Annotated in this window: 17 protein-coding genes; 10 read left to right on the top strand and 7 right to left on the bottom strand. The window is 74.6% G+C overall.

From position 1 onward, the window contains the following. Positions 1–159 precede the first annotated feature (159 nt). From K7862_RS29780 to K7862_RS29765, 4 genes are all read left to right on the top strand, one after another. Positions 160–798, top strand: coding sequence for a polysaccharide deacetylase family protein (locus tag K7862_RS29780; RefSeq protein WP_222967858.1), 639 nt, complete (start codon positions 160–162; stop codon positions 796–798). A 204-nt stretch (positions 799–1,002) separates the two neighbouring features. Beyond that, positions 1,003–1,749 carry a ferric reductase-like transmembrane domain-containing protein gene (locus K7862_RS29775; RefSeq protein WP_222967857.1) on the top strand — a complete coding sequence of 249 codons (747 nt, stop codon included), beginning with the start codon at positions 1,003–1,005 and terminating at the stop codon, positions 1,747–1,749. Then, the gene (locus tag K7862_RS29770; protein WP_222967855.1) at positions 1,746–3,395 is read left to right on the top strand and encodes an FAD-dependent oxidoreductase; all 1,650 of its coding nucleotides are present in this window, start codon (positions 1,746–1,748) and stop codon (positions 3,393–3,395) included. Before K7862_RS29775 ends, K7862_RS29770 begins: the two co-directional genes overlap by 4 nt. After that, a complete protein-coding gene (locus K7862_RS29765) occupies positions 3,392–3,664 on the top strand; it encodes a hypothetical protein (protein ID WP_222967853.1) in 273 nt (90 codons plus the stop codon). Before K7862_RS29770 ends, K7862_RS29765 begins: the two co-directional genes overlap by 4 nt. On the opposite strand, the gene K7862_RS29760 is transcribed toward K7862_RS29765, so the two are convergent. After that, complete coding sequence (locus K7862_RS29760; protein ID WP_222967851.1) at positions 3,629–6,319, bottom strand: excinuclease ABC subunit UvrA; 2,691 nt, start codon at positions 6,317–6,319, stop codon at positions 3,629–3,631. The genes K7862_RS29765 and K7862_RS29760 overlap by 36 nt on opposite strands. 342 nt (positions 6,320–6,661) lie before the next feature. On the opposite strand from K7862_RS29760, the gene K7862_RS29755 reads away from it, so the two are divergent. Beyond that, positions 6,662–7,054, top strand: coding sequence for a hypothetical protein (locus K7862_RS29755; protein WP_222967850.1), 393 nt, complete (start codon positions 6,662–6,664; stop codon positions 7,052–7,054). An 8-nt stretch (positions 7,055–7,062) separates the two neighbouring features. On the opposite strand, the gene K7862_RS29750 is transcribed toward K7862_RS29755, so the two are convergent. Further along, positions 7,063–7,944 (bottom strand): haloalkane dehalogenase, encoded by an 882-nt coding sequence (locus K7862_RS29750; RefSeq protein ID WP_222967849.1) that lies wholly within the window; start codon positions 7,942–7,944, stop codon positions 7,063–7,065. Positions 7,945–8,056: 112 nt separating this feature from the next. Here K7862_RS29750 and K7862_RS29745 point away from each other — a divergent pair, with 112 nt between their 5' ends. Further along, positions 8,057–8,563, top strand: coding sequence for a MarR family winged helix-turn-helix transcriptional regulator (locus tag K7862_RS29745; protein WP_222967848.1), 507 nt, complete (start codon positions 8,057–8,059; stop codon positions 8,561–8,563). A gap of 69 nt (positions 8,564–8,632) precedes the next feature. On the opposite strand, the gene K7862_RS29740 is transcribed toward K7862_RS29745, so the two are convergent. After that, positions 8,633–11,494: an HAD-IC family P-type ATPase gene (locus tag K7862_RS29740; RefSeq protein ID WP_308012260.1), complete on the bottom strand. Its 2,862-nt coding sequence runs from the start codon at positions 11,492–11,494 to the stop codon at positions 8,633–8,635. A gap of 67 nt (positions 11,495–11,561) precedes the next feature. Further along, positions 11,562–11,912: an ArsR/SmtB family transcription factor gene (locus K7862_RS29735; RefSeq protein ID WP_222967846.1), complete on the bottom strand. Its 351-nt coding sequence runs from the start codon at positions 11,910–11,912 to the stop codon at positions 11,562–11,564. 219 nt (positions 11,913–12,131) lie between these two features. On the opposite strand from K7862_RS29735, the gene K7862_RS29730 reads away from it, so the two are divergent. Continuing rightward, positions 12,132–12,938, top strand: a complete 807-nt coding sequence (locus tag K7862_RS29730) for a hypothetical protein (protein WP_222967845.1) — start codon at positions 12,132–12,134, stop codon at positions 12,936–12,938. Positions 12,939–13,325: 387 nt separating this feature from the next. On the opposite strand, the gene K7862_RS29725 is transcribed toward K7862_RS29730, so the two are convergent. Beyond that, positions 13,326–13,568, bottom strand: a complete 243-nt coding sequence (locus K7862_RS29725) for a hypothetical protein (protein ID WP_222967843.1) — start codon at positions 13,566–13,568, stop codon at positions 13,326–13,328. Between the two features lie 284 nt (positions 13,569–13,852). Here K7862_RS29725 and K7862_RS29720 point away from each other — a divergent pair, with 284 nt between their 5' ends. Further along, the gene (locus K7862_RS29720) at positions 13,853–15,799 is read left to right on the top strand and encodes an LCP family protein (protein ID WP_222967841.1); all 1,947 of its coding nucleotides are present in this window, start codon (positions 13,853–13,855) and stop codon (positions 15,797–15,799) included. Between the two features lie 256 nt (positions 15,800–16,055). Here K7862_RS29720 and K7862_RS29715 read toward each other — a convergent pair whose 3' ends face one another. Beyond that, positions 16,056–18,296, bottom strand: a complete 2,241-nt coding sequence (locus K7862_RS29715; protein ID WP_222967839.1) for an alpha-N-acetylglucosaminidase — start codon at positions 18,294–18,296, stop codon at positions 16,056–16,058. Positions 18,297–18,768: 472 nt separating this feature from the next. Here K7862_RS29715 and K7862_RS29710 point away from each other — a divergent pair, with 472 nt between their 5' ends. Continuing rightward, positions 18,769–20,736 (top strand): APC family permease, encoded by a 1,968-nt coding sequence (locus K7862_RS29710; RefSeq protein ID WP_262414026.1) that lies wholly within the window; start codon positions 18,769–18,771, stop codon positions 20,734–20,736. A gap of 10 nt (positions 20,737–20,746) precedes the next feature. Here K7862_RS29710 and K7862_RS29705 read toward each other — a convergent pair whose 3' ends face one another. Further along, positions 20,747–21,562: an SCP2 sterol-binding domain-containing protein gene (locus K7862_RS29705; protein ID WP_222967837.1), complete on the bottom strand. Its 816-nt coding sequence runs from the start codon at positions 21,560–21,562 to the stop codon at positions 20,747–20,749. 153 nt (positions 21,563–21,715) lie between these two features. Here K7862_RS29705 and K7862_RS29700 point away from each other — a divergent pair, with 153 nt between their 5' ends. After that, on the top strand, positions 21,716–22,666 hold the full coding sequence (locus tag K7862_RS29700; RefSeq protein ID WP_262414025.1) for a lysozyme: 951 nt from the start codon (positions 21,716–21,718) through the stop codon (positions 22,664–22,666). Positions 22,667–22,875: the final 209 nt, after the last annotated feature.

Raw genomic sequence — 22,875 nt, 5'->3', positions numbered from 1 at the left:
ACACCCCCGACCCCGCCCACCATGACCTGCCAGCCCACCTGACCCACACCCCCCAACACCCGTCCCAGCAGACCCACCCGAACCGTCCGCACCCGTGCTCGCACCGCATCGCCGCGCCACCGCACCACGAGCCATCGCGCAGGACAGGAGAGCACCGCCGTGACCACAGCAGCAGGACCGGCCGGCCCCTTCGGCCGGAGCACGTCCGTCGTGGAGTCCACCACCCTGGTCGGCAGTTATGTCTCGCTGACCTTCGACGACGGGCCACACCCGGTCCACACCCCCCACCTGCTGACCGTGCTGCGCGGGCACGGGGTCACGGCGGTCTTCTGCCTGCGCGGCGACCAGGCGCTGGCGCACCCGGAGATCGTCCGGGCGATCGTCGCGGACGGGCATCTGCTGGGGAACCACGGCATGCACCACGACGACATGAGCGACTGGCCCGACGACCGGGTCCGCGACGACCTGGCGCGGACGAGCGCGGCCATCCGCGCCGCCGCGCCCGGCGCGTCCGTCCCGTTCTTCCGCGCGCCGTACGGGCGGTGGGGCCGCACGCCCGAGGTGGCGAGCGGTCTCGGCATGCGTGCGCTCGGCTGGCGGCTGAGCGCGGGCGACTGGGAGCGCCCGGGCACCGACGAACTCGTCCGGCGCCTGACGACCGGGCTGACCCCGGGTGCGGTCGTGCTCCTCCACGACGGCGGCGGGGACCGCGGTCAGACCGTCGCGGCCGTCGACCGGCTCATCCCCCGACTGGCCGCGCACGGCTGGCACTTCACCACTCCCGCCCGACGCATCTGAACCTCCGGTAACCATGGGCGCGGTGGGGTGCGTTGGTGTAGCGTCTGCCGCCAAGCAGGGCGCGCCACCGGTGGGTTCACCGGCCGGAGCGCCTTTCTCGGGGGGCGTTCTGGCCATTCCTCACGGAATGGCGGCCGGGTCCGGTGACGGCCCCCCGGGGCCGGCTGCGGACTCACCAGCGCGTCTACGCAGGGAGTGTCCAGCATGGCCTCGACCGTGGTGGCGGTCCGTGACCGCCGCCGGACCCTCGTGGTCCTGATGACCGTTCTCGTCCTGGCGCTCGCCGCCGCCGGGTGCGCGCTGGCGGCCCCCCGCGCCTGGGCCGACGCCGCGCCCATCCCCGGCTCACCGCTCGACGCCTACGACCACCACGAGCCCTACGACACGGGCGTGCACCGGATCGCAAGGCTGGCCGCCCTCGTCGCCTACGCGCTGATGGTCGCCACGATGGTGCTGGGCGTGATGCTGCGGCTGCGGTTCCTGCAGCGTTCGGTGAACCGGGCCACCTTCTACGGCGCCCACATGACCCTGGCACTGTCGGCGATGATCTTCGGCGGCATCCACGGACTGACCTTCGTCTACCAGCCGGTCTGGCGGATCGGGTGGCCGCAGCTCGCCGTCCCGTTCCTCGGCGGGACGCAGCGCGTGCCGGTGGGGCTGGGCATCGTCGGGACCGAGCTGGCCGTCGCCGTCGCCTGCGCGGTGTGGCTCCAGCGCCGGCTGGGCTACCACCGCTGGCTGCGGGTCCACCAGTTCGCCTACGTCTCGTTCGCCCTGGTGTGGCTGCACGTCTTCCTCGTCCACCCGGAACCGCGCCATCCCGACCTGGTGGCGGTCGGGGTGGCGGCCGGTGCCGGAACGATTCTGCTGGCCTTCCTGATCCGGCTCTTCCCCTCCCGCTCCCGGCTCCGGCAGCGGGCCTTCCCCGGCACCACCGGGGTCGCCGAGTGACGCACCCTCACCCGGGGATCGCACCCGCCACCCCGGCCCGGGCGATCGAACTCCAGTCCACCGCGGGCGCGCCGGTGCGCGCCGACGCCTTCGACCTGCCGCGCCCGGTCCTCGTGCCCGAGGACGAACCGGTCCGGGTCAGCGTCGACAACAACCGCTGCCACATCTACGGCATCTGCCAGCAGGAGGCCCCGGAGGTCTTCCGGATCTCCGAGGGCGGCTCGCTGCACTACACCCGCGCCGTCCCGGCCGAGTTCGCCGCCCAGGCACGGCAGGCCGTGCGCGTCTGCCCCATGCAGGCCATCGAGATCCACGGCGGCCGGCCGCCCGGCACGACCCGCGGCCCGGGCGGCCCGGGCGACCGGCGTCCGGTGCGCCCGCTGCGCAGCGGAACCGCCGCCCGGACCGGCCGCAGGCGCATCGTCGTGGCCGGCGCGGGGCTGGCCGGGCTGAGCGCGGCCACCCGGCTGCGCGAGCGCGGCTTCGACGGGGAACTGGTCCTGGTCGGCGAGGAACCGCACCGCCCCTACAGCCGCCCGCCGCTGTCGAAGCAGTACCTGACCGGCGGGCTCACCGCGGAGCAGCTCGCCTTCCGGGCGGACCGGTCCCTGGACGCCCACTGGCTGCTGGACACCCGCATCCTGGGCCTGGACCTCGCCCGGTCCGCGCTGGAGCTGCGCGGCGGCGAGCGGCTGCCGTTCGACGGCCTGGTCGTCGCCACCGGGGTCGACGCCAAGCGGCTGCCCGAGGCGCCGGTCTTCAGCGACCGCGTCCGCACCGTCCGCACGCTGCACGACGCCGCCGCGGTCCAGCGCGCCCTGCACACCGCGCGGGCCCGGCACGTGGTGGTCCTCGGCGGCGGCTTCGTCGGCTGCGAACTGGCCTGCACCGCACGCCAGGCCGGGATGGACGTCACCCTCGTGGTGCACAGCGCGCCGCTGCTGCGCCGCGTCCTGGGCAGCCGGGTGGGCGGGGTGGTGGCCGCCCTGCAGCGGCGGGCCGGGGTGGACGTGCGGCTGGCCACCCAGGTGACGGACTGGCAGGACCACGGCGACCTGCTGCGGCTGCGGCTGGACGACGGCACCCTGCTCGACTGCGACGTCGTGGTGCTGGGCCTGGGCGGCGAGCCGCGGACGGAATGGCTGCGCGGCAGCGGGCTGTCGCTCGGCGACGGCGTGCTGTGCGGGCCCACCTGCCACGCCGTCGACGCCTGGGGCCGGCTCGTGCCGCACGTCGTCGCCGCGGGGGACGTCGCCGCCTGGCCCAACCCGCGCTTCGACGACCGGCCCCGGCGGGTCGAGCACCTGATCCACGCCGTCGAGATGGGCCAGCACGCCGCCGACTCGCTGCTGCGCGGCCCGGCGCGGGCGGCCCGCTTCGCGCCCGTGCCGCGCTTCTGGTCGGAGCAGCACGGCACCCGCATCCAGGGCGTCGGCATCCCTTCCCTGGGCACGGACGTCGAGATCGTCGAGGGGTCGCTGCGCGCCGAGCGGTTCGTCGCCCGCTACTCCCGGGCCACGCCGTTCGGGCCGCAGATCGTGGGCGCCGTCGCCTTCGACATGCCGCTGGAACTGCTGGAGTACCGCGACGAGATCGGCCGTTCCCGTCCGCGCCCGCGGACGGCGGGCAGGAGGAGGAGACGTTGAGCCGAGGCGCCGGTCCCCGTGGCCGCCGTTCCCGGCGGGCACCGTCCGGCGGGCTGCTCGCCTGGACGCTGAGCCTGCCCGCCCGCCTGCACCTGCGCTGGCTGGTGATCCTGCTCGTCACCGGCGTCGCGATGGGCGCCTACGGACGGGTGCTGCTGACCGCGCCGCCGATGCCGCCCAGTCGGGCGCCGGCCACCGCACCGGCCGCGACACCCGCCGCGACTCTGGTCCCGTCAGCCGCCGCCACTCCCACCTCCGAGGTCGGCTGAGTCCCCGGTCGGGTGGCGGGTGCCGCCCGGAAGGGCGGCGTCGCCCAGATGGCGGGCCAGGTAGGGCGCGGTCCGGCCGACCGGGTCGCGGACGAGGGTGAGCGGGGGCCCGGCGGCCACCACCCGGCCGCCCGCATCGCCCGCGCCAGGACCCAGGTCCAGCACCCAGTCGGCGGCGGCCACCACGGACATGTCGTGCTCGACCAGGACGACGGAGTTCCCGGCGTCCGCCAGGCCCTGCACCTGGCTCATGAGCAGGGTGACGTCGGCCGGGTGCAGCCCGGTGGTCGGCTCGTCCAGCAGGTAGAGGGTGCGGCCGCGGCGGGCGCGCTGGAGTTCCGCGGCGAGCTTGATGCGCTGCGCCTCGCCGCCGGACAGCTCGGTGGCGGGCTGGCCGAGGGAGAGGTAGCCCAGGCCCACGTCCTGCAGCGTGGTGAGGCTGCGGGCCGCGGCGGGCAGGTCGGCGAAGAACCCGGCGGCCTCGTCCACCGACATCGCCAGCACGTCGGCGATGGTCCGGTCCCGGTAGGTGATCTGCAGCGTCTCCGGGTTGTAGCGGGCGCCGTGACAGGTCGGGCAGGGCGCGTAGGTGCCCGGCAGGAAGAGGAGTTCGACGGCCACGAACCCCTCGCCCTGGCAGGTCGGGCAGCGCCCCGCGGCGACGTTGAACGAGAACCGGCCGGGGGTGTAGCGGCGCGCCCGGGCCTCCGGGGTGGCGGCGAAGGCGGTCCGCACGGCGTCGAACAGGCCGGTGTACGTGGCCAGGTTGGACCGCGGGGTGCGCCCGATGGGCTTCTGGTCGACCCGGACCAGCCGGTCCACCGCGTCCAGGCCCTCGACGTCGATCGCGGCCGCCGGACCCGGCGTCCGCTCGTCGCCGAACTCCGCCGCCTCGTCGGGCTCTTCGGCCTCCATGCCGTCCGCGGCCTCGGTCACGGCGCCGGAGTCGGAGTCGGGATCGGGGTGCAGTCCCGCGGCCACCGCGCGGGCGACCTCGTCGACGAGGGTCGACTTCCCCGATCCGGACACGCCGGTGACCGCGGTGACCACGCCGAGCGGCAGGTCCACGGCCAGGTCGCGGAGGTTGTGCCGGGTGACCCCGCGCAGCCGCAGCCATCCGGCGGGTTCGCGCGGTGTGCGGGGCGGCCGCGGCCGCGAGTCCTCGCCGAACAGGTACTTGCCGGTGGCCGACTCCGCGGCCTGCCGCAGCCCGGGGACGGGCCCGCTGTAGAGGACCTGCCCGCCGTACCGGCCCGCGCCGGGACCGACGTCGACCACCCAGCCGGCCCGCCGCACCACGTCCAGGTCGTGCTCGACCACGAACAGCGAGTTGCCCTCGGCCCGCAGCCGGTCCAGGACGTCGAGCAGCGGCTCGGTGTCGGCGGGGTGCAGCCCGGCGGACGGTTCGTCGAGCACGTACACGACGCCGAACAGCCCGGCCCGCAACTGGGTGGCGAGCCGCAGCCGCTGCAGTTCCCCGGGGGACAGGGTCGGGGCGGTGCGGTCCATGCTGAGGTAGCCGAGTCCGAGACCGACGAGCACCTCGATGCGGGCGACCAGGTCCTCGACGAGCGCCGCGGCGGCCTCGTCGGTCCCCTCACGGCCGCCGCCGCCCGCGTCACCGCTCCCGGCACCGCTCCCGTCACCGGCGCCGCCGGTGCGCGCGGCCGGGGCCAGGATGCCCGGCAGGTCGGCCAGCGGACGCCGGGTCAGATCCGCGATGCCGTGGCCGGCGAAGGTGACCGCCAGCGCCTCCGGCCGCAGCCGCCGTCCCTCGCACACCGGGCAGGTGGCGCTCTCCAGGTGCCGCAGCACGCGCCGCCGGGTGGCCGCGCTCTTCGACTCGGAGAACGCCCGCAGCACGTACCGCCGCGCACTGCTGAACGTGCCCTGGTACGGCCGCTGGATGCGCCCGGCCTCGCGCACCGGGTGCACGGTCACCACGGGCTGCTCGTCGGAGAAGAGGATGAAGTCCCGGTCCGCCTGCGGCAGTTCCCGCCAGGGCCGGTCGATGTCGTAGCCGAGGGCCTGGACGACGTCGCGGAAGTTCTTGCCCTGCCAGGCGCCGGGCCAGGCGGCGATCGCGTGGTCGCGGATGCTCAGCGACGGGTCGGGCACCAGCGAGGCCTCGGTGACCCGGTGCACCCGGCCCAGGCCGTGGCACTCCGGGCAGGCGCCGACCGCGGTGTTGGCGGAGAACGCGTCCGAGTCCAGCCGTTCGGCCGTGCCCGGCGGATAGTCGCCGGCCCGCGAGTAGAGCATCCGCAACAGGTTCGACAGGGTGGTGACCGTGCCGACGGTCGACCGCGACCCGGGGGTGCCGCGGCGCTGCTGCAGCGCCACCGCGGGCGGCAGCCCGGTGATCCCGTCGACCTTCGGCGCGCCGATCTGGTGGATCAGCCGCCGGGCGTACGGCGCGACCGACTCGAAGTAGCGGCGCTGCGCCTCGGCGTACAGCGTGCCGAAGGCCAGCGACGACTTGCCCGAGCCGGAGACCCCGGTGAAGACGGCGAGGGTGTTGCGCGGGATGTCGAGGTCGACCCGGCGCAGGTTGTGCTCCCGGGCCCCGCGCACCCGCACGAAGGGGTCGGCGGCCTCGGGAGCGGGGGCGGGTTCAGCGGGAGGGCGCCCCGCGGCGCCGGGGGGCTCGCTCATCGCCGCCGTACGTCCATGGGCCGCGCCTTTCGTCGTGTTCCTCCGCCGCGTCCACCCCGCCGGTCGGGCCCATCCTCCCGCAGCGGCGGACGCGTGTCCTGGTCAGGGGCCTGATCGGGGGCCTGAGCAGGGCCGCGCCAAGGGCCGGGGCGGCGTCCTGGTCCGAGCCGGACGGGCCTCCTGGTCGGGGGTGCGCGCGCCGCGCCGGTGGGTCGGCCGCGGAGTACGGTGGAAGAACCGGGGGCCGAGCGTATGACGGCCTTCCCGGCGGTGCGGCCGGTGTCTCCCGCGGTCAGGCGGAGGAGACCCGGCGCAGTGCGCCGGGGGCCTGGAGGTCGTGCCATGAACACCTGGCTCACCATCGTCGCGATCGCCGTGACGTGCGTGTTCTTCGTGTGGATCCTGACCCGGCAGTCCCGGCAGCAGCGCGACGGCACGCTGCACCACCCCGAGGACGAGCAGCTGCGGGAGGACGCGGACACCCGGGACGCGGCCACCTCGACGCCCGAGATCCCGTGGCGCGACGGCATCGCCCCACCGGCGGAGAGCCCTCCCGCGGTGGCGGCCCCGGTCGCGGTCACCAGCCCCCCGGACCTGCCACCGCCGCCCGAGGGGGAGGACGGCGCCGAGTCGCAGGCCGGGTCCGAGTCGCAAGCCGGGTCCGGGTCCGGGCAGGACCGTCCGGCGGACTCCCGGGCGGACGTCTCCCCCACCGGCACCCGGACCGGAACCTGAGGCGCCGGCTACCGCGCGTTCCGGAGGACCTCGTCGCGCAGCCCGTGGCGGTCCGCCCAGGCGGAGACGGCGGCGGCGATCTCGGCCGGACGGTCCTCCGGGGCGTGGTGCCCGGCCGGGCCGCAGTGCACGATCTCGAGGGCGGCGATGTGCTCCCGGCACCAGGCGGTCATCCGCTCGTCGATGAGCAGTGAGCCCGCGCCCTCGAACGTCATCAGCAGCTTGGGCACCTCCGTGCTCGCCGCCAGCCACGCGTCGTACTCCTCGATCCGCGCGACGACCTCGGGCGGCTCGCCGCCGATGGGCAGTTGCCGCGCCCAGGCCAGCAGCGGACGGCGGCTCTCCCGGTCGGGGTAGGGCGCGAGGTAGGCGGCGAGGTCCTCGTCGCCTACCGGCGTGAGCACCCCGCCGCCGGTGAAGGCCATCCGGACCAGCGTGTCCGCGCCCATCAGCGTCTCCTCGGCCTCCGGCCCGAGCACCGTCCGGGAGCGCTGCCGGGCCTGGGGGGACAGCTCCTCCCACGTCACGGACTTGACGACGGTCTCCAGGAACGCGACGCCGAGCACGCGGTCCGGGTGACGCCTGGCCCAGTCGAAGGCCAGGGCGCCGCCCCAGTCGTGGCCGACGAGGATCACCCGGTCGAGGCCGAGGGCGTCGAACCAGGCGTCGAGGTAGCGGGCGTGGTCGGCGAAGGAGTAGTCGAGGGCCGGCTTGCCCGAGCGGCCCATGCCGATCAGGTCGGGCGCGAGCAGCCGCCCGCCGCCGAGGCCGGGCATCACGTCGCGCCACACATGGGAGGACGCGGGGTTCCCGTGCAGCAGCACCACGGGCGTCCCGCTTCCGCTGTCCAGGTAGTGCAGGGTCGAGTCCAGTACGTCGACGGTCGGCATGACGGCTCCTCGCCAGTTCGTTGGGTCAATGAACATTTATCGTACTAACGTTTATGCCACTCACGAATCTACGTCGTTAGTCCGCCTAACGCAACCGGGTAGGATGCCCGCCATGAACGAGGCGATGGACGGCATCTGGGACGACCGGGCGGCGCCGGAACGGCTGCGCGGACTGCCCAGCCGGCTGCTGGGCCGCGCGTCCGGCCACGCCGACCGGCTGGTGGGCGCGGCCCTGGCCGGCGCGGACGCCCGCAAGTGGCACTACGGCGTGCTGGTGGCGCTGCACGAAGGCGGCCCGGCGAGCCAGTCCTCGCTCAGCACGCGGACCGCCGTCCACCGCAGCGACCTGGTGGCCGTCATCAACGAACTCGCCGAACAGGGCCACGTCGAGCGCACCCCCGACCCCGCCGACCGCCGCCGCAACGTCATCACCCTCACCGCCCAGGGCCGGCGCCATCTGCGGCGGCTCGACAAACTCGTCGACTCCGCCCAGGACGCCCTGCTCGCTCCCCTGTCCCCCGCCGAGCGCGAGCAGTTCGCCGCGATGCTGCGCCGGGTCGTCGAGCACCAGGCCGCCGAGCGGCAGGCGTCCCACGACGACGGCGCCCCGCCGCGCTGACCCGCTTCCCCGCCGATGCCGGGACCAGGCCCGCTGTTACACCGGGCCGGGCCGGGTGCCACGCCCGTCCTACGCCGGACGGGCCGGGCGCCGGACCTGCGGCCGGACGGTCAGATGGAGGGTGGCCGCGTAGAGGGCGAGCACCGCGCCCAGCAGGAGGTAGTAGGCCGACGGCAGCGCCGTCATGCCCAGCGCCGGGGCGAGCGGCGAGAGCGGCAGCAGCACGCCGGTGGCGGCCAGCGCCGCGGCGGCGGCGCGGATGACCGCGGGGGTGCCGCGGGACCGGCCGCGTCCCGGGCGCAGCAGCAGCATCACCAGGGCCTGCGTGATCAGGTTCTCGGTGAACCACCCCGCGTGAAAGGCGACTTGACCCCCGCTGTGGTGAACCGCGGGGACGGTGCCGACGAGCACCGCGAAGATCGTCAAGTCGGCGGCCGCGTTGAGCACGCCGAACGCCGCGACGAAACGCAGGAAGTCCGGGGGCCGCAGCACGGCCGGCCGGCGCAGCGCCTCGGGTGCGGGACGGTCGGCGGCGAAGGCGAGTTGGGCCGCGTCGAAACACAGGTTCTGGAGCAGGACCTGCGCGGGCAGCATCGGCAGGAACGGCAGCAGCAGCCCGGCCGCGAGCATCGCGATGACGTTGCCGAAGTTGGACGACAGCGTGATCCGCAGGTACGTGCCGAGGGTGCCGGTGCAGTGCCGGCCCGCGGCCACCGCGTGGCCGATGGCGGTCAGGTCCCGGCCGGCCAGGACGGTGTCGGCGGCGTCCCGGGTGACGTCCACGGCGTCGCCCGGACAGATCCCGACGTCCGCGGCGTGCAGCGCGGGCAGGTCGTTGACGCCGTCGCCGAGGAAACCGGTGACGTGTCCCGCCTGCCGCAGCACCCGCACGATGCGGGCCTTGTGCTCCGGCGTGCAGCGGGCGAACACCGTGGTGCGCATCGCCAGTTCGGCCAGCGCCGGGTCGTCCAGGGCTTCGATGCGGCCGGCGCCGACCACCTCACCGGGGTCGAGGCCGAGGTCGCGGCAGACCCGCGCGGCGGTCCCCGGGTGGTCGCCGGTGACGACCTTCACGGTGATCCCGCGGTCGGCGAGGCCGGACAGCGCGGCCGTCGCCGTCGGGGCGAGGGTGTCGCGGAGGGCGACGAACCCGGCGAGGACCAGGCCCTGTTCGTCCGCCGTCCGGTAGCCGCCCAGCCGCGCGGGCCGTTCGGCGACGGCCACCGCGAGCAGCCGCAGGCCCTCCTCGGCGCGGGCCGCGGCCATCGCCGACAGCCGTTCGCGTTCGGCGGCGGTGAGCGGACGGGTGCCGTCCACGGCGGCCGGGGCGCCGGGGCCGCCCGCCCGACCCGCGGCGGCCCCCGAACCCATGCCGGCCTCCGCACATGATGCGTCCCCGCCGGACGGGGTCCCGCCGCTCTCGCCCGCGCCCCCACCCGTGACCCGTACCCGGGTGCACCGGTCCAGGACGTCCTCCACCGCGCCCTTGACCACCAGGGTGTGCCGGCCGCGGCGGCCGGGGCGGCGGACGACGGCGGTGGACACGCGCCGGGCCGGGTCGAAGGGCAGGGCCGCGACCCCCTCCCAGCCGCCGATCTCCCAACGCTGCTGCTCCCAGGAGCCGTTCTCCCGGCCGCCGGCCGCCACGGCCCGCACGCCGACCGTCCCGCTCCCGGCGGCCCCGCCCGCCGGAGCCGCGGAGGCCGACCGCCCCGCCGGCGGGTCCGGGCGGCCGCCCGCGGCGTCGAGGATCGCCTCGTCCAGGGCGTCGGCCACCGGCAGGTCCGCGAGCTGCAGTGTCCACAGGCTGTTGACGGCCGCCCAGCGCAGCACCTCCTCGTCGGGCCGCCCCGCCGGATCGAGGCAGGCGTCGACGACCGGACGGTCGAGGGTGAGGGTGCCCGTCTTGTCGGTGCACAGCACGTCCATCGCGCCGAGGTTGTGCAGCGCCGGCAGCCACCGCACGATGACCCGGTGGTCGCGGGCCAGCACCGCGGCCCGCCGGGCCAGCACCGTGGCCACCACCACCGGCAGCATCTCCGGCGTCAGCCCGACCGCCACGGCCACCGCGAACGGCAGCGTGGCCAGACCCCGCCCGCGCACGGCCGCGTCGGCCGCCAGCACCAGCGGCGGGATGAGCAGCATGAACCGCACGAGGATCCACGAGATGCCGTTCACCGCGCGGTCGAACGCCGACACCCGCCGCCCGCCGTGCGCTCCCCGCTCGTGGTGGGCGCGGGCGAACCGGGTGTGCGGTCCCGTCGCGGTGACGACCGCGGTGCCGCTGCCCGACCCCACGCTGCTGCCCTGGAAGCACAGATGGGGGCGTTCGAAGTCCCCGGCGCCCGTCAGGGTCAGCGGCACCTGAGTGGCTTCCTTCGTCGCGGCCGCGGACTCCCCGGTGAGCACGGCCTGGTGGACCGTGAGGTGCCGGGCGCGCAGCAGCCGCACGTCCGCCGGGACGACGTCGCCGGGTCCGAGCCGGATCACGTCCCCCGGCACCAGCAGGGCGACGGGCAGCTCCCGCAGCCGCGGCGCGGACCCCGCCGCGGCCCGGCGCTGGACGGTCGCGGTCGCGGCGACGAGCTGCCGCAGCCCCGCCGCCGACCGGTCCGCCCGGTGCTCGGCGCGGACCCGCAGCCCGCAACTGACCAGTATCAGCACGGTGATCACACACGCCGTACCCCAGGAGGCGACCAGCGCGGACACCACACCGAGGCACAGCAGCACCGCGGTGAACGGGTCGCGCACGCTGGCCAGGAAACGACGCGGCCAGGACGCCGGACGCTGCCCCGGCACGGTGTTCTCGCCGTGGAGCGCCAGACGCTCCTCGGCCTCGGCCTCGGTCAGCCCGCGCGGGCCGGTGCCGAGCCGGCGCAGCACCTCCAGGGCCCCGGCGTCGGCGAGGTCGGTGAGATCGGCGACGGACACCGCGTTCCTGGCATCCGGGAGCACCCGCGGGCCGCCTGCCGCCGGGCCGCGCTCCGCCGTCGGGCCCTCAGGCGCCCAGGCCACGGGCGCCCCGTGACACGACCGGTGCGTCGGCGAGCTGATCGACCATCAGCCGGACCACCGTCACCAGGTCCGGGTCGTCCACGAGGTAGACCTGGCGGCGTCCCTCGCGCCGCGCGTGCACCAGGCCGGCCAGTTTGAGCTTCGCCAGGTGCTGGCTGACCGCGGGCAGGGTGGCGCCGACGCGTTCGGCCAGGCCCGTCACGTCGCAGTCGCCCTGGGACAGGATCCACACGATGTGCAGGCGCATCGGGGAGGCCAGCAGGCCGAAAGCGGCCGCCGCGCCCTGGAGCACCTCCGCACTGGGGTCGCCGAGCCGTTCGGCCGACCTCGCCACGTGAACCTCCCTGGGGTGCCGCCTTGTCAGGGACCAGGGTACGCACCCCGTACGGCGGCCCCCCGGCCCGCGGCCGCTTCCCACGTCGCGGAGTGGTACGGATTCCGCCACAGAGTTGCATGATTCAGCAATCACGCAACCCGGCTGACTATCGTGGTGCGGCACCGGGGGCGGGCGAAGGCGGTCCCGCCCTGCCTGTCGGCGTATCGGGGGGCGGACGTGAACGGCAGTCACCAGGACGGCACTTACCGCGCGGAGTTCCTCGCGGTCCTCGACGAGGCGCTGCACAGCGAGGAGATCAGGCGGGCGTTGCGGGAGGCCGGCGCGGGCTCAGGTTCGCCCGAACCGCCGCTCGGCGTGGAGCTGCTGCGGGCGCGCGCGGTCCAGGCCGCCGACGTCATCGCCGAGGCGGCCGCGGACGAGTACGCGCGGTACACCGCGCTGCGGGACGCGCCCTCGGCCGGCGGGCGGGCACGTCGCGCCCGCGGCGGTTCCGGCACGGGCGGCGGGGGGCTCGCGGGCTCGGACGGCCCGGGCGTGACCGCGACGCTCGCGGTGCTGGTGCCGATGCTGAGCGGTATCGCGGCGGTGACGTTCCTCGCGCTCGGCTTCGGGCTGCGGGCCGCGGGCAGCGGGCACCGCGTCACGACGTCGCTGACCGGTGTCGGCTTCACCACCGCCGCCGTGTTCGGGGCCGCGCTGCTGGTCGGCCTGGCCGGGCTGGTCCTGACGGCCCGGCGGGACGCCGCGGCGGCGCGGGCCGCGCTGGAGCTGGCCACCGCGCGGCAGGAGTGGCGGCGGGCGCTGCTGGTCGAGGGGGTTCTGCCGTATCTCCGGCGGTGCGTGGGGGAGGCGCGGGGCGCGAGTGGAGGGTCGGCCGGGGTGAGCCTGGTCCGGAAGAGGCCGAAGCTGGGGTACACGAGTCCGGGGTTCGGGTCGGCCGGGGTCAGCTTGATTCGGCAGCGGCCGAAGCTGGGGTACACGAGTCCGGGCTTCAGCAGCCCTTCCGACCCCTCCCCCTCCTGACCCGCCGCTGCCCGCCCCTCCGGCCTCAGGGCTGCCCCCGCGCCGCCATTGCCGTCTGCGCCGCCGCGCTGACTTGTCGCGCCCAGGCGGCTCCATGGGCTGCCAAGGGGGTGGGGAGGAAGCGCTCCCCGCAAGGACTTGTGCACACACCCGCCCAGCCCCTCCGTATGAACAGTCACGCACAAGTCCGAGGAGACGCTTCCGGACTGCCCCCAACGTGCGGACAAACGGCACGTGAAACAGGGGCGCGGGGAACTGCGCGAGCAACCACAGGCCGACCTGCAGACGGCAAAGCACCGCAAGGGGCAGGACGAGGCCCGAGGGGGGCCCGGGGAAACCCGGGGGGATGTGAGATGCCCCACATAAGCGGCGAGAGCCGCGGACCCCTCAGGGGCTGGCCCAGTCCCACGCATACCGCAACGGCTCCTGATGCTTGCGCCGGTACACATAGACCGCCGCCACGCGCAGCGCCTGCGCGGACCCCTCCTCGACCGGGCACTCCGCCGTGACCTGAAGCACACGAGGCCGCCCGGTCACCCGGATCTTCGCCCCGTCCGCCGGCCCGCCCTCCAGCTCAGCGGTCTCCCAGGCCACCGAGAGCCCACCTGCTTGCTCCACCGCTTCGGACATGGCGAACACTTTAGAGGTTGCGTAATCCAGGAACCATCGAGGCCGTCCACCCGTCTACGCGACTGTAGTCATCCTCGGTGGGCGGGCCCCGCCGCGGAGGGCGGCCGGGGGTGTCGCGGGGGCATCGAGGACCGGCGAAGGCAGGCCGGCTCTCAGGGTGCCCACAGCCGTATGACCTACGCTTGCGCCGTCGCGCAAGCGTGACCCTCAGGGCGGAGCCACCGCTCCGCCCGCCAGAATCCAGTGGCACGCCTCACACGGGCTGCTCGGTCAAGGGAGTGGAGATGACGGACCCCTGGGGCGGCCCCGCGGGGCGGGCGCCGCACGACCAGGCGCCCCGCGCACCGCGCCCGCGCACCGGTCCGGACGGCGCGGGTTACGGCGGCTCGGGTCATGACGGCTCGGGCTACGGCGGCGGGCGCCGCGGCGGCTCGCCGTACGACGCCCCGGGCTACGACGACTCGGGCTACGGCCGCCCGGACTCCGGGTCCGGCCGTCGCGGCGGCACGGACTACGCCGGGCACGGCCACGACGGCCACGACACCCGTGACGCGTACGACACCGGCCACTCCGGCGACACCCAGGCCCCGGTCACCGGCGGCCGGGCCGCGGCCCGTGCCGCGGCGCGCAACCAGGGTGGACGGGCCGCCGCCCGCCGCAGGGGCAGCCGCCGGGCCAAGCCCGCGGGCATACGCCGGTTCCTCCGTATCGCCGGCATCTGCACGGCCGTCCTGGTGCTGGTCACCGCGGGCGGCGGCTACTGGCTCTGGCAGCACCTCAACGGCAACATCACCAGCGTCTCGCTGACCGACGGCGCCGGTAAGGACAGCGCGGGCCACGAGAAGGCCGACGCCTTCGGCCGCACCCCGATCAACATCCTGGTGATGGGCAGCGACGGCCGCACCAGCCAGGAGGACTGCAAGCTGGGCGGCGGCTGCTCCAAGACCGGTGTCCAGACCGGCCAGAACGCCGACGTCGAGATGGTCGTGCACATATCCGCCGACCGCTCCAACGCGACCGTGATGAGCATCCCGCGCGACACCGTCACCGACGTCCCGTCGTGCAGCAACCCCAAGTCCGGTGCGTCGACGCCCGGTTACCACGGCATGATCAACAGCGCGCTGGCGTACGGGCAGGCCTGCCAGGTCGCCACCGTGCACAAGCTGACCGGCATACCCATCGACCACTTCGTGCAGGTCGACTTCTCCGGCGTGGTCCAGATGTCCGACGCGGTCGGCGGCGTGCCGGTGTGCGTCGACTCCGACGTCTACGACACCTACTCGCACCTGAAGCTGTCGAAGGGCGACCACACCCTCAAGGGCGTCGCCGCCCTGGAGTTCCTGCGTTCCCGGCACGGCTTCGGCGACGGCAGCGACCTGGGCCGCACCTACGCCCAGCACCTCTACCTCAGCTCCCTGATCCGCAAGTTCAAGAGTTCGGGCACCCTGACGAACCCGAGCGCCGTCTACCACCTCGCGGACGCCGCCACCAAGGCGCTCACCGTGGACACCGGGCTCGGCAGCGTCAGCAAGCTGATCGGCCTGGCCGACGACCTCAACAAGGTGCCGTCCAAGCGGATCACGTTCACCACGATGCAGACGGGCCCCGACCCGACCAACGTGAACCGCGTGGTCCCCGGCCCGGGCGCCACCACCCTCTTCTCGACGATCGCCAACGACCAGGCGCTGACCACCGCGACCGGCGGCAAGTCCGCGGCCGCCTCCGCCACGGGCAAGCCGACGACGCCTCCCGTCCCCGCCTCGCAGATCACCGTCCAGGTGCAGAACGGCAACGGACTGCCCGGGCGCGCGTCGACCGTCGCGACGGCTCTGGTGGGCAAGGGCTTCACCCAGGCCGTGAGCGCGGGCAACGCGCCGGCGCGGGCGGCCGGCACGACGCTGACGTACGGGCCCGGGCAGAAGGGCGAGGCGCAGACCGTCGCCACGTCGCTGGGCCTGCCCGCGTCGCACCTCAAGCAGGGCACGCTCAAGGGGCTGACCCTGGTGGTCGGCACGGACTGGCCGAGCGGGGAGGCGTTCCCGGGCGGTGCGGGGAAGCCGGCGCCGGCCGACACCCAGGCGGCGCTGAACAACTCCCACGCGGAGACGGCGGACCAGTCCGGTACCTGCGCCAAGGTGAGCCGGTACCGGACCGTGGAGATCAACGGCGTGCCGATGACGCCGAGCCAGGCGTACGCGGCGGCGCGGACGAAGCCGGATTCCGATGCGTGAGCGTTCCCACTGGGGGGTTCGGGCGGTTGACGTCCCCGGGTTCTCGGTTGCCCGGGGGCCCGGGGGGCGGACTGCCCCCGGGTGCGTCATCGCCGCCTGACGGCGCGGTGGGGCTTGCGCCCCTCGGCCTCCGGGGTGGCCCCGAGGCGCCATTGCCGTGTGCGGCGCCCATGTGGCTTGTCGCGCTGGGGGCACCTCCCGGACGAAGTCTGGGGGACCCCGCGCCCCTTCGGGGCACGTACTGCACCGACGCCTTCTACGCACTCGTCAGGGTGAGGATGTGGGCCGCGAGGGGGAGAGGGGTGCCGTGGGGGGTGGTGGGGAAAGACGTGGGGGTGTGGGTCCAGGTGTGGGACAGGGCGAACCAGTCGATGGGGGCGGGGGCCGTGTGGGAGGCGAGCGCGGTGTCGAGGGACTGGAAGTAGCGGCTCCAGCGGTCGAGGTAGTAGGTCCCGACCAGCCCGGACCACTCGCGGTTCGCGTAGTCGGAGAGCCGGGCGGCGACCCCCGCGTCGTCCTCCCACGACGTGACGAGGGTGCGCAGGTCCCGCTGCACCGCGCCGTCGTCCGCGCCCGCCGCGGCCGCCGCCCGCGTCCCGTACCGGAGCCAGCGGCCGAGCAGGAACTCCGGGCGCGTGGCGAGCAGTGCGTCCATCGTGCGCATCGCGTCGAGCCACTGGGCGGACAACTGCTGGAAGAGCGGCCGGTCCTGGGCCTGGTAGGCGGCCCTGATCCGCGGCAGCCAGTCCCTGCTGCTGTTGGACAGCACCTGCCGGGCGACGTCGACGAGGTCGTACCGGTAGAGGGGGTTCGCGCCCAGGCGGGGTGCGGCCCGCAGGAGTTCGGCCAGCGCGGGCGCGAACGCGGCGGTGTCGTAGCGGGTCCGGCCGGGCGACGTCGGTGAGGCGCGGACGGCGGTGAGGCTCGGCCGCGCGGCGAACAGGCCGTCGGGCGCCTCGCTCCAGCCGTCGGGCGGCATCGCGTAGGCGGTCCGCGCAATCGTCTGCCAGGCGGCCTCGGCGTCCGGGTCGGCCACTCCGTAGCGGGCGTCGGCGAACTGCCGGAACCAGGCGGCGAAGGCCGCGGGCCCGGGGTCCGCGGGCGGGGGCTGCCAGGCCAGTTCGGTCAGGTACTCGAAGGCGGCGTCGTTGTTGTCGTCGGCCTCGGGCAGCACCGCGATGCCGGTCAGCGGGCTCGCGGGCCGGGCGAGCTGGGCGAAGAACCGGCTGCTCCAGACGGCGGCGTTCGCGCCGATCGCGGTGTGCCCGCCGAAGTTCCAGATCGAGCCGAAGGCGTAGGGGGTGCCGGAGAAGCGGGTGGCGGGGTCGGACGACGGGTCGGCGTCGGGGTAGCGGTCGGTGAGGCCGTCGACGACGAGCATCCGGGAGCGGTCGACGCCGGCGAGCAGGGTGGCGGTGGGGTTGTGCTGCCAGCCGAGGATGACCCAGGTGGCGCCGGGGTGAGCGGTCTCCAGGGCGCTCTGCACGGCGTGGGCGGCCGCGGGGACGGGCACGGTGCCGGGGTTGCCGCCCTCGTGCAGCAGGTCCATCTTGAACGCGTCCGAGGGGCCGAGGAGCTGCCGCTGGGTGCGGTAGAAGGCGGCGGCGACCCGGCTGAAGACGGGCGTGCGGGGGTCGAGCCAGTCGGGCCGCGGCGTGCCGCTCCACCGGCCCTGCGGGACGACGGACGCGCCGGGGTTGCGGGCGGTGAAGCCGCCGGGGACGGTGCCGAAGTAGCCGGGCAGCACCGGTGCGATGCCCACCTCGCGCATGCGGTCGGCGATGCGGCGCCCGAGCGCGGCCCGGGCGTCGATCAGGCCCTGGCTCTCGGTGTCGGCGGTGGTGTTCGCCATGTTCTGCAGCAGCCACCACGGCTGGTGGGCGGGCATCGGGATCCAGGCGCGCATCTCCGCGCCGGTGTAGCCGAAGGCCCGCATCGTCCGCTGGTACACCGCCTCCGCGCCCACCGGCAGGAAGAACGCGTTGACGCCGTGCAGGGCGGCGACGTCGATCTCGCGCTGCCAGCGGTTCCAGTCCCAGTAGGCGTTGGTGTAGCCGTCGGCGGTGTCGTTGGACAGCACGCGGCGGGGGACGTTCGCGGTGCGGGTGACGGGGGCGGACGGCAGCGGCGGGCGGCCGCGGACCGCGACGGGCTCGGCGGAGGCGTCCGAGGACCACGAGACGTCCACGTGGGCGGTGTACTTCAGGTAGGCGCCGACGCCGGTCAGCAGGGCGCTCGGGGAGCTGCCGGAGATCAGCACCCGGCCGCCGTCGCGGGCGACGGCGTAGCGTTCGGCGCCGGAGGCGGCGGGGGCGCAGGTGCCGAGGGCGATCCGGGACGACCAGGCCGGCACCACCCGGGCGACCACGCCGCGCGCGGCGGCGGTGGAGAAGGCCGCGGGAGCGGTGCGGGCGTGGGCGGGCACGGCCCCGGTCACCCCCGCGAGCAGGGCCAGGCCGAGGCCGCCGGCGAGGGCGGTGGTGCGGAGGGGTCGCATACGGCGCTCGCCTCTCGTCGGTGCGGCACGCGGATCGTGCAGTGATCGTGTACGCGGAGGCGGGCGTCCCGCACCCGCTGGGCACCGAACGAGGCACTCCGGCCCCTCTCCCGGCCCCACGCCGTCGCCAGGACCGCCCTCGGCGGGCGCCTGACGGCGGGACGGCCGGCCGGGGCCGACCGTCCCACGTGCGCGAAGACCGTAGCGACGCGTTAAGAATCCGTATGGACTCACCGCCCGGCGGCCCCGCGGCGGTCCGCGTCGCGCAGGCTGTCCGAGGCGCGAACGACCCGTCGGCGGTGCGCCCGAGACCTTCCGCGGTGCGGCGGAGCGGCCCGTGTGTACACACCGGGGCGGCAGGCCGCCGCGGTGTGCCGCGCATAGGCTGATTTCCGTCGATTTCCCTCGACCCCCGCACCGCGATGGCCGGTTCCGCCATACCGCCCTACGAGGACACAGGAGCAGATGACGGATGGCCATGGCACCGCACCCCGCGACGGCCACGGACCAGCCCCCGGGCCGGTTCCGCTCGTGGCTGCTGGAGGGCTTGGCCGACATGGGCAAGCACCAGCAGGGCGCGGGTGACGCGGCCGAGCCGGAGCACCGCGGCCAGCGCTGGTACCGGGTGATGTGCCTGACCGGTGTCGACTACTTCTCCACCCTCGGCTACCAGCCGGGCATCGCCGCGCTGGCCGCCGGGCTGCTGTCGCCGATCGCGACGATCGTGCTCGTCATCGTGACGCTGGCGGGCGCGCTGCCGGTCTACCGGCGGGTGTCGGAGGAGAGCCCGCACGGCGCGGGTTCCATCGCGATGCTCGAACGGCTGCTGTCCTTCTGGAAGGGCAAGCTGTTCGTGCTGACGCTGCTGGGCTTCGCGGCGACGGACTTCCTGATCACCATCACCCTGTCGGCCGCCGACGCCTCCACCCACCTGGTGGAGAACCCGCACTTCTCCAGTTCCCTGCAGGGCAAGCAGATGCTGGTCACGCTGCTGCTGGTGGCGCTGCTCGGCGCGGTGTTCCTCAAGGGCTTCCTGGAGGCGATCGGCGTCGCGGTGGTGCTGGTCGGGATCTATCTGCTGCTCAACGTGGTGGTGGTCGTCGACGGTCTCTACCACGTGCTGTCGGCGCCGCATCTGGTCACCGACTGGACGAGCGGGCTGACCGCCGAGCGCGGCAACGTCGCCGTGATGATCGGCGTGTCCCTGCTGATCTTCCCCAAGCTGGCGCTGGGCATGTCCGGCTTCGAGACCGGTGTCGCGGTGATGCCGCACGTCAAGGGCGCCGACACCGACACCGAGGCCGAGCCGGCGGGCAGGATCCGCGGCACCAAGAAGCTGCTCACCACCGCGGCGCTGATCATGAGCTGCTTCCTGATCACGACCAGCTTCATCACGACCGTCCTGATCCCCAAGCAGGAGTTCCAGCCCGGCGGGCAGGCCAACGGCCGCGCGCTGGCCTACCTCGCGCACCAGTACCTGGGGTCGGGCTTCGGTACGGTCTACGACCTCTCGACGATCGCGATCCTGTGGTTCGCCGGCGCCTCGGCGATGGCGGGCCTGCTCAATCTGATGCCGCGCTATCTGCCGCGGTACGGCATGGCGCCGCACTGGGCGCGCGCGGTGCGGCCGATGGTGCTGGTCTTCATCATCGTGGCGTTCCTGGTCACCTGGATCTTCGACGCGAACGTCGACAAGCAGGGCGGCGCCTACGCCACCGGAGTCCTGGTGCTGATGAGCTCGGCCGCGGTCGCGGTGACGATCTCCGCCCGCCGCAGCCGGGACCGGCGCTGGACGATCACCTTCGGGATCATCGCGCTCGTCTTCCTCTACACCACCGTGGTCAACGTGCTGGAGCGCCCGGACGGTGTGAAGATCGGCGCCTGCTTCATCGCCGGCATCGTCCTGATCTCGCTGCTGTCCCGGCTGGCCCGGTCGTTCGAGCTGCGGGTGACCGGGGTGGAGATGGACGCCATGGCCACGCGTTTCGTGCGGGACATCGCCAGCCGCCGCATACGGTTCATCGCCAACGAGCCCGACAACCGGGACGTCGCCGAGTACCGGGAGAAGTCCCACCAGATCCGCTTCGACAACGACCTGACGCCGGAGGACGACGTGGTCTTCGTCGAGGTCACCGTGCGGGACGCCTCGGACTTCGAGTCGGCGGTCGCGGTGCGGGGCGAGGTCATGCACGGCCGCTACCGGGTGCTGACCCTGGAGGGCACGTCGGTGCCGAACGCCCTGGCGGCGATGCTGCTGCACGTGCGGGACACCACGGGCGGCATCCCGCACATCTACTTCGAGTGGACCGAGGGCGGCCCGTTCGCCAACTTCCTGCGGTTCTTCCTCTTCGGCCACGGGGAGGTCGCGCCGGTCACCCGGGAGGTGCTGCGCGAGGCCGAGCCCGACCCCGGGCGCCGCCCGCGCGTGCACGTCGGCTGAGGCTCCCGGGTCACGGCGCCGTGAAGAGCCCGGCGAACCGCGGTGCGAGCCAGGGCTTGCGGCCCCAGGCCAGGACCTTGCCGCGGGCGATGGCCGCGGTGGGCGAGCAGCGCCCGAGCGCGATGAGGAAGAACGTCACCGGCTCGGTGAGGATCGTGCAGTCGGGGCGGCGCGGGGGCTCCGCGTCGACCCGCGCGGTCCCGTCGGTGAAGGTCACCGCGAACCGGCCGCCGCCGCGGACCCGCAGCAGGTAGCAGCCGCCGTGCCCGGCGGCGGCCCGTGCGTCGACCACCCGGGGCATGCCCCACCGCAGGAACGGCATGGTCAGCGCGACCAGCTCCGCGTCGACCGGGGGCGTGCGGCGCAGCGCGACCGCCATGTCGTAGGCGTGGCCGAGCATGTGGGTGAGCAGGTAGCTGCCGAGCAGGGCCAGGTCCATCGGGCCCAGCGGGCTGACCACGGGCTCGTCGGCGGAGCGCGTGGCGGCGGCCTCGGTGAAGGCCCGGGCATGGCGGACCACGGCGTCGGCGAGCACGGCCGGGTCGCGCTCGGGGAAGGCCGCGAGCGAGGCGGCGTTGGCCGCGGCCAGGCTGCCGGGGGTGCCGTCCCCGTAGGGCAGCGCGCGGCCGGTGGCCAGGCCGGCCATCAGCTCGTTGGCGAGGGCCAGGTGGGCCGCGGCCTCGGCGACGGTCCACTCGGCGCCGGGTATCGGCACGGACGCGTCGGCGCAGCCGCGCAGCAGTCCGGCGGTGCGTTCGGCGACCAGCTCCAGGGCGTCCGCGAGCTGCGGGGTGAGGGCGGGCGCGGGCGCGGGGGCGGCGGTCATGGACGAGAAGCCTGGACCACGCCCGCACGCCTGTCCAGGCCCCCAGGCGGCCGACAGCATCCGGGTCCCCGGGCGCGTCCAGCACCGCATCAATCCGACCAACTGGTCAAATGACGCTTATCAGACCCTGTCCCCCGCCCCTTGGAGGCCTGCATGCTCCGGAGACTCGGCGGCGTACTGATCGCCCTCACCGCCCTGCTGACCGCTGTCACAGGGACGTCCGCATCGTCCGCGTCCGCCGCACCCGTCCCACCGGCCGCATCAGGCCACGAACGTCTGCCGCACCCCGACCGCGACTGGATGGGATCGTCCGTCAAGGCCCATGAGCGCCTGCCCCATCCCGGCCGCGACTGGCTGGGTTCGACCGTCAGGGGCCATGAGCGCCTGTCCCATCCGAACCGCGACTGGATGGGATCGTCCGTCAGGGCCCACGAGGGCCGGTCCGCCAGGGCGGCGGCCCAGCCGTCCACCCGCGTCACCCGGACCCCCGGCTTCGACGTGAGCAACTGGCAGGGCACGATCAACTGGCCGGCGGCCTACGCCAAGGGCGCGAAGTTCGCGTACATCAAGGCCACCGAGGGCACGACCTACAAGGACCCGTACTTCGACGCGAACTACACCAACTCCTACTACGCCGGCTTCATCCGCGGCGCCTACCACTTCGCCACCCCGAACACCTCCAGCGGCACGGCACAGGCGGACTGGTTCGTCTCGCACGGCGGCAGCTGGTCCAAGGACGGGAAGACCCTCCCGCCGCTGCTGGACATCGAGTACCCGGACGGCGCGGCCTGCTACGGCCTGAGTCAGAGCGCGATGCGCGGCTGGATCACCGCGTTCGTCAACCGGGTCCACACCAGGACCGGCCGCTGGGCGACGATCTACACCACCACCGACTGGTGGAAGACCTGCACCGGCAACACCGCGGCCTACTCCAAGCACGACCCGCTGTTCATCGCCCGGTACGCCTCGACGGCCGGGACGCTCCCGGCCGGCTGGCCGTTCTACACCTTCTGGCAGCACGCGGACTCCGGGACGTTCCCCGGTGACCAGGACTACTTCAACGGTCCGCTGAGCGGGCTGCGCAACCTCGCCGACAACACCTGAGCACGCCGTCCCCCCGCCGCACGGTCCGCCCGACGGAACCGTGCGGCGCGGGGTCCGGGCCGGCCCCCGGCGGTGACACCAGGTCATTTATGACTTGTCCATGACCGTTCGAGGGGTTGACCCATGGCGCCGGCCACCGCGTCAATGTGGGTCCGGCGTATCCGTGGCCAACGGATACGCCTGTGACCCCAGGAGGCGGTGTGGCGTCG

The organism is Actinacidiphila acidipaludis (assembly GCF_019890725.1).
In the GTDB taxonomy this organism is placed as follows: domain Bacteria; phylum Actinomycetota; class Actinomycetes; order Streptomycetales; family Streptomycetaceae; genus Actinacidiphila; species Actinacidiphila acidipaludis.
Note: the sequence above shows the minus strand (reverse complement) of the source record. Positions and strands in the feature narration are given on the sequence as shown.

Bases quoted from the DNA above. Each gene is read 5' to 3' on its own strand.
- K7862_RS29775 (WP_222967857.1), top strand. From the start codon at position 1,003: ATGGCCTCGACCGTGGTGGCGGTCCGTGACCGCCGCCGGACCCTCGTG.
- K7862_RS29760 (WP_222967851.1), bottom strand. From the start codon at position 6,319: ATGAGCGAGCCCCCCGGCGCCGCGGGGCGCCCTCCCGCTGAACCCGCC.
- K7862_RS29755 (WP_222967850.1), top strand. From the start codon at position 6,662: ATGAACACCTGGCTCACCATCGTCGCGATCGCCGTGACGTGCGTGTTC.
- K7862_RS29750 (WP_222967849.1), bottom strand. From the start codon at position 7,944: ATGCCGACCGTCGACGTACTGGACTCGACCCTGCACTACCTGGACAGC.
- K7862_RS29745 (WP_222967848.1), top strand. From the start codon at position 8,057: ATGAACGAGGCGATGGACGGCATCTGGGACGACCGGGCGGCGCCGGAA.
- K7862_RS29725 (WP_222967843.1), bottom strand. From the start codon at position 13,568: ATGTCCGAAGCGGTGGAGCAAGCAGGTGGGCTCTCGGTGGCCTGGGAG.
- K7862_RS29720 (WP_222967841.1), top strand. From the start codon at position 13,853: ATGACGGACCCCTGGGGCGGCCCCGCGGGGCGGGCGCCGCACGACCAG.
- K7862_RS29715 (WP_222967839.1), bottom strand. From the start codon at position 18,296: ATGCGACCCCTCCGCACCACCGCCCTCGCCGGCGGCCTCGGCCTGGCC.
- K7862_RS29710 (WP_262414026.1), top strand. From the start codon at position 18,769: ATGGCCATGGCACCGCACCCCGCGACGGCCACGGACCAGCCCCCGGGC.
- K7862_RS29705 (WP_222967837.1), bottom strand. From the start codon at position 21,562: ATGACCGCCGCCCCCGCGCCCGCGCCCGCCCTCACCCCGCAGCTCGCG.
- K7862_RS29700 (WP_262414025.1), top strand. From the start codon at position 21,716: ATGCTCCGGAGACTCGGCGGCGTACTGATCGCCCTCACCGCCCTGCTG.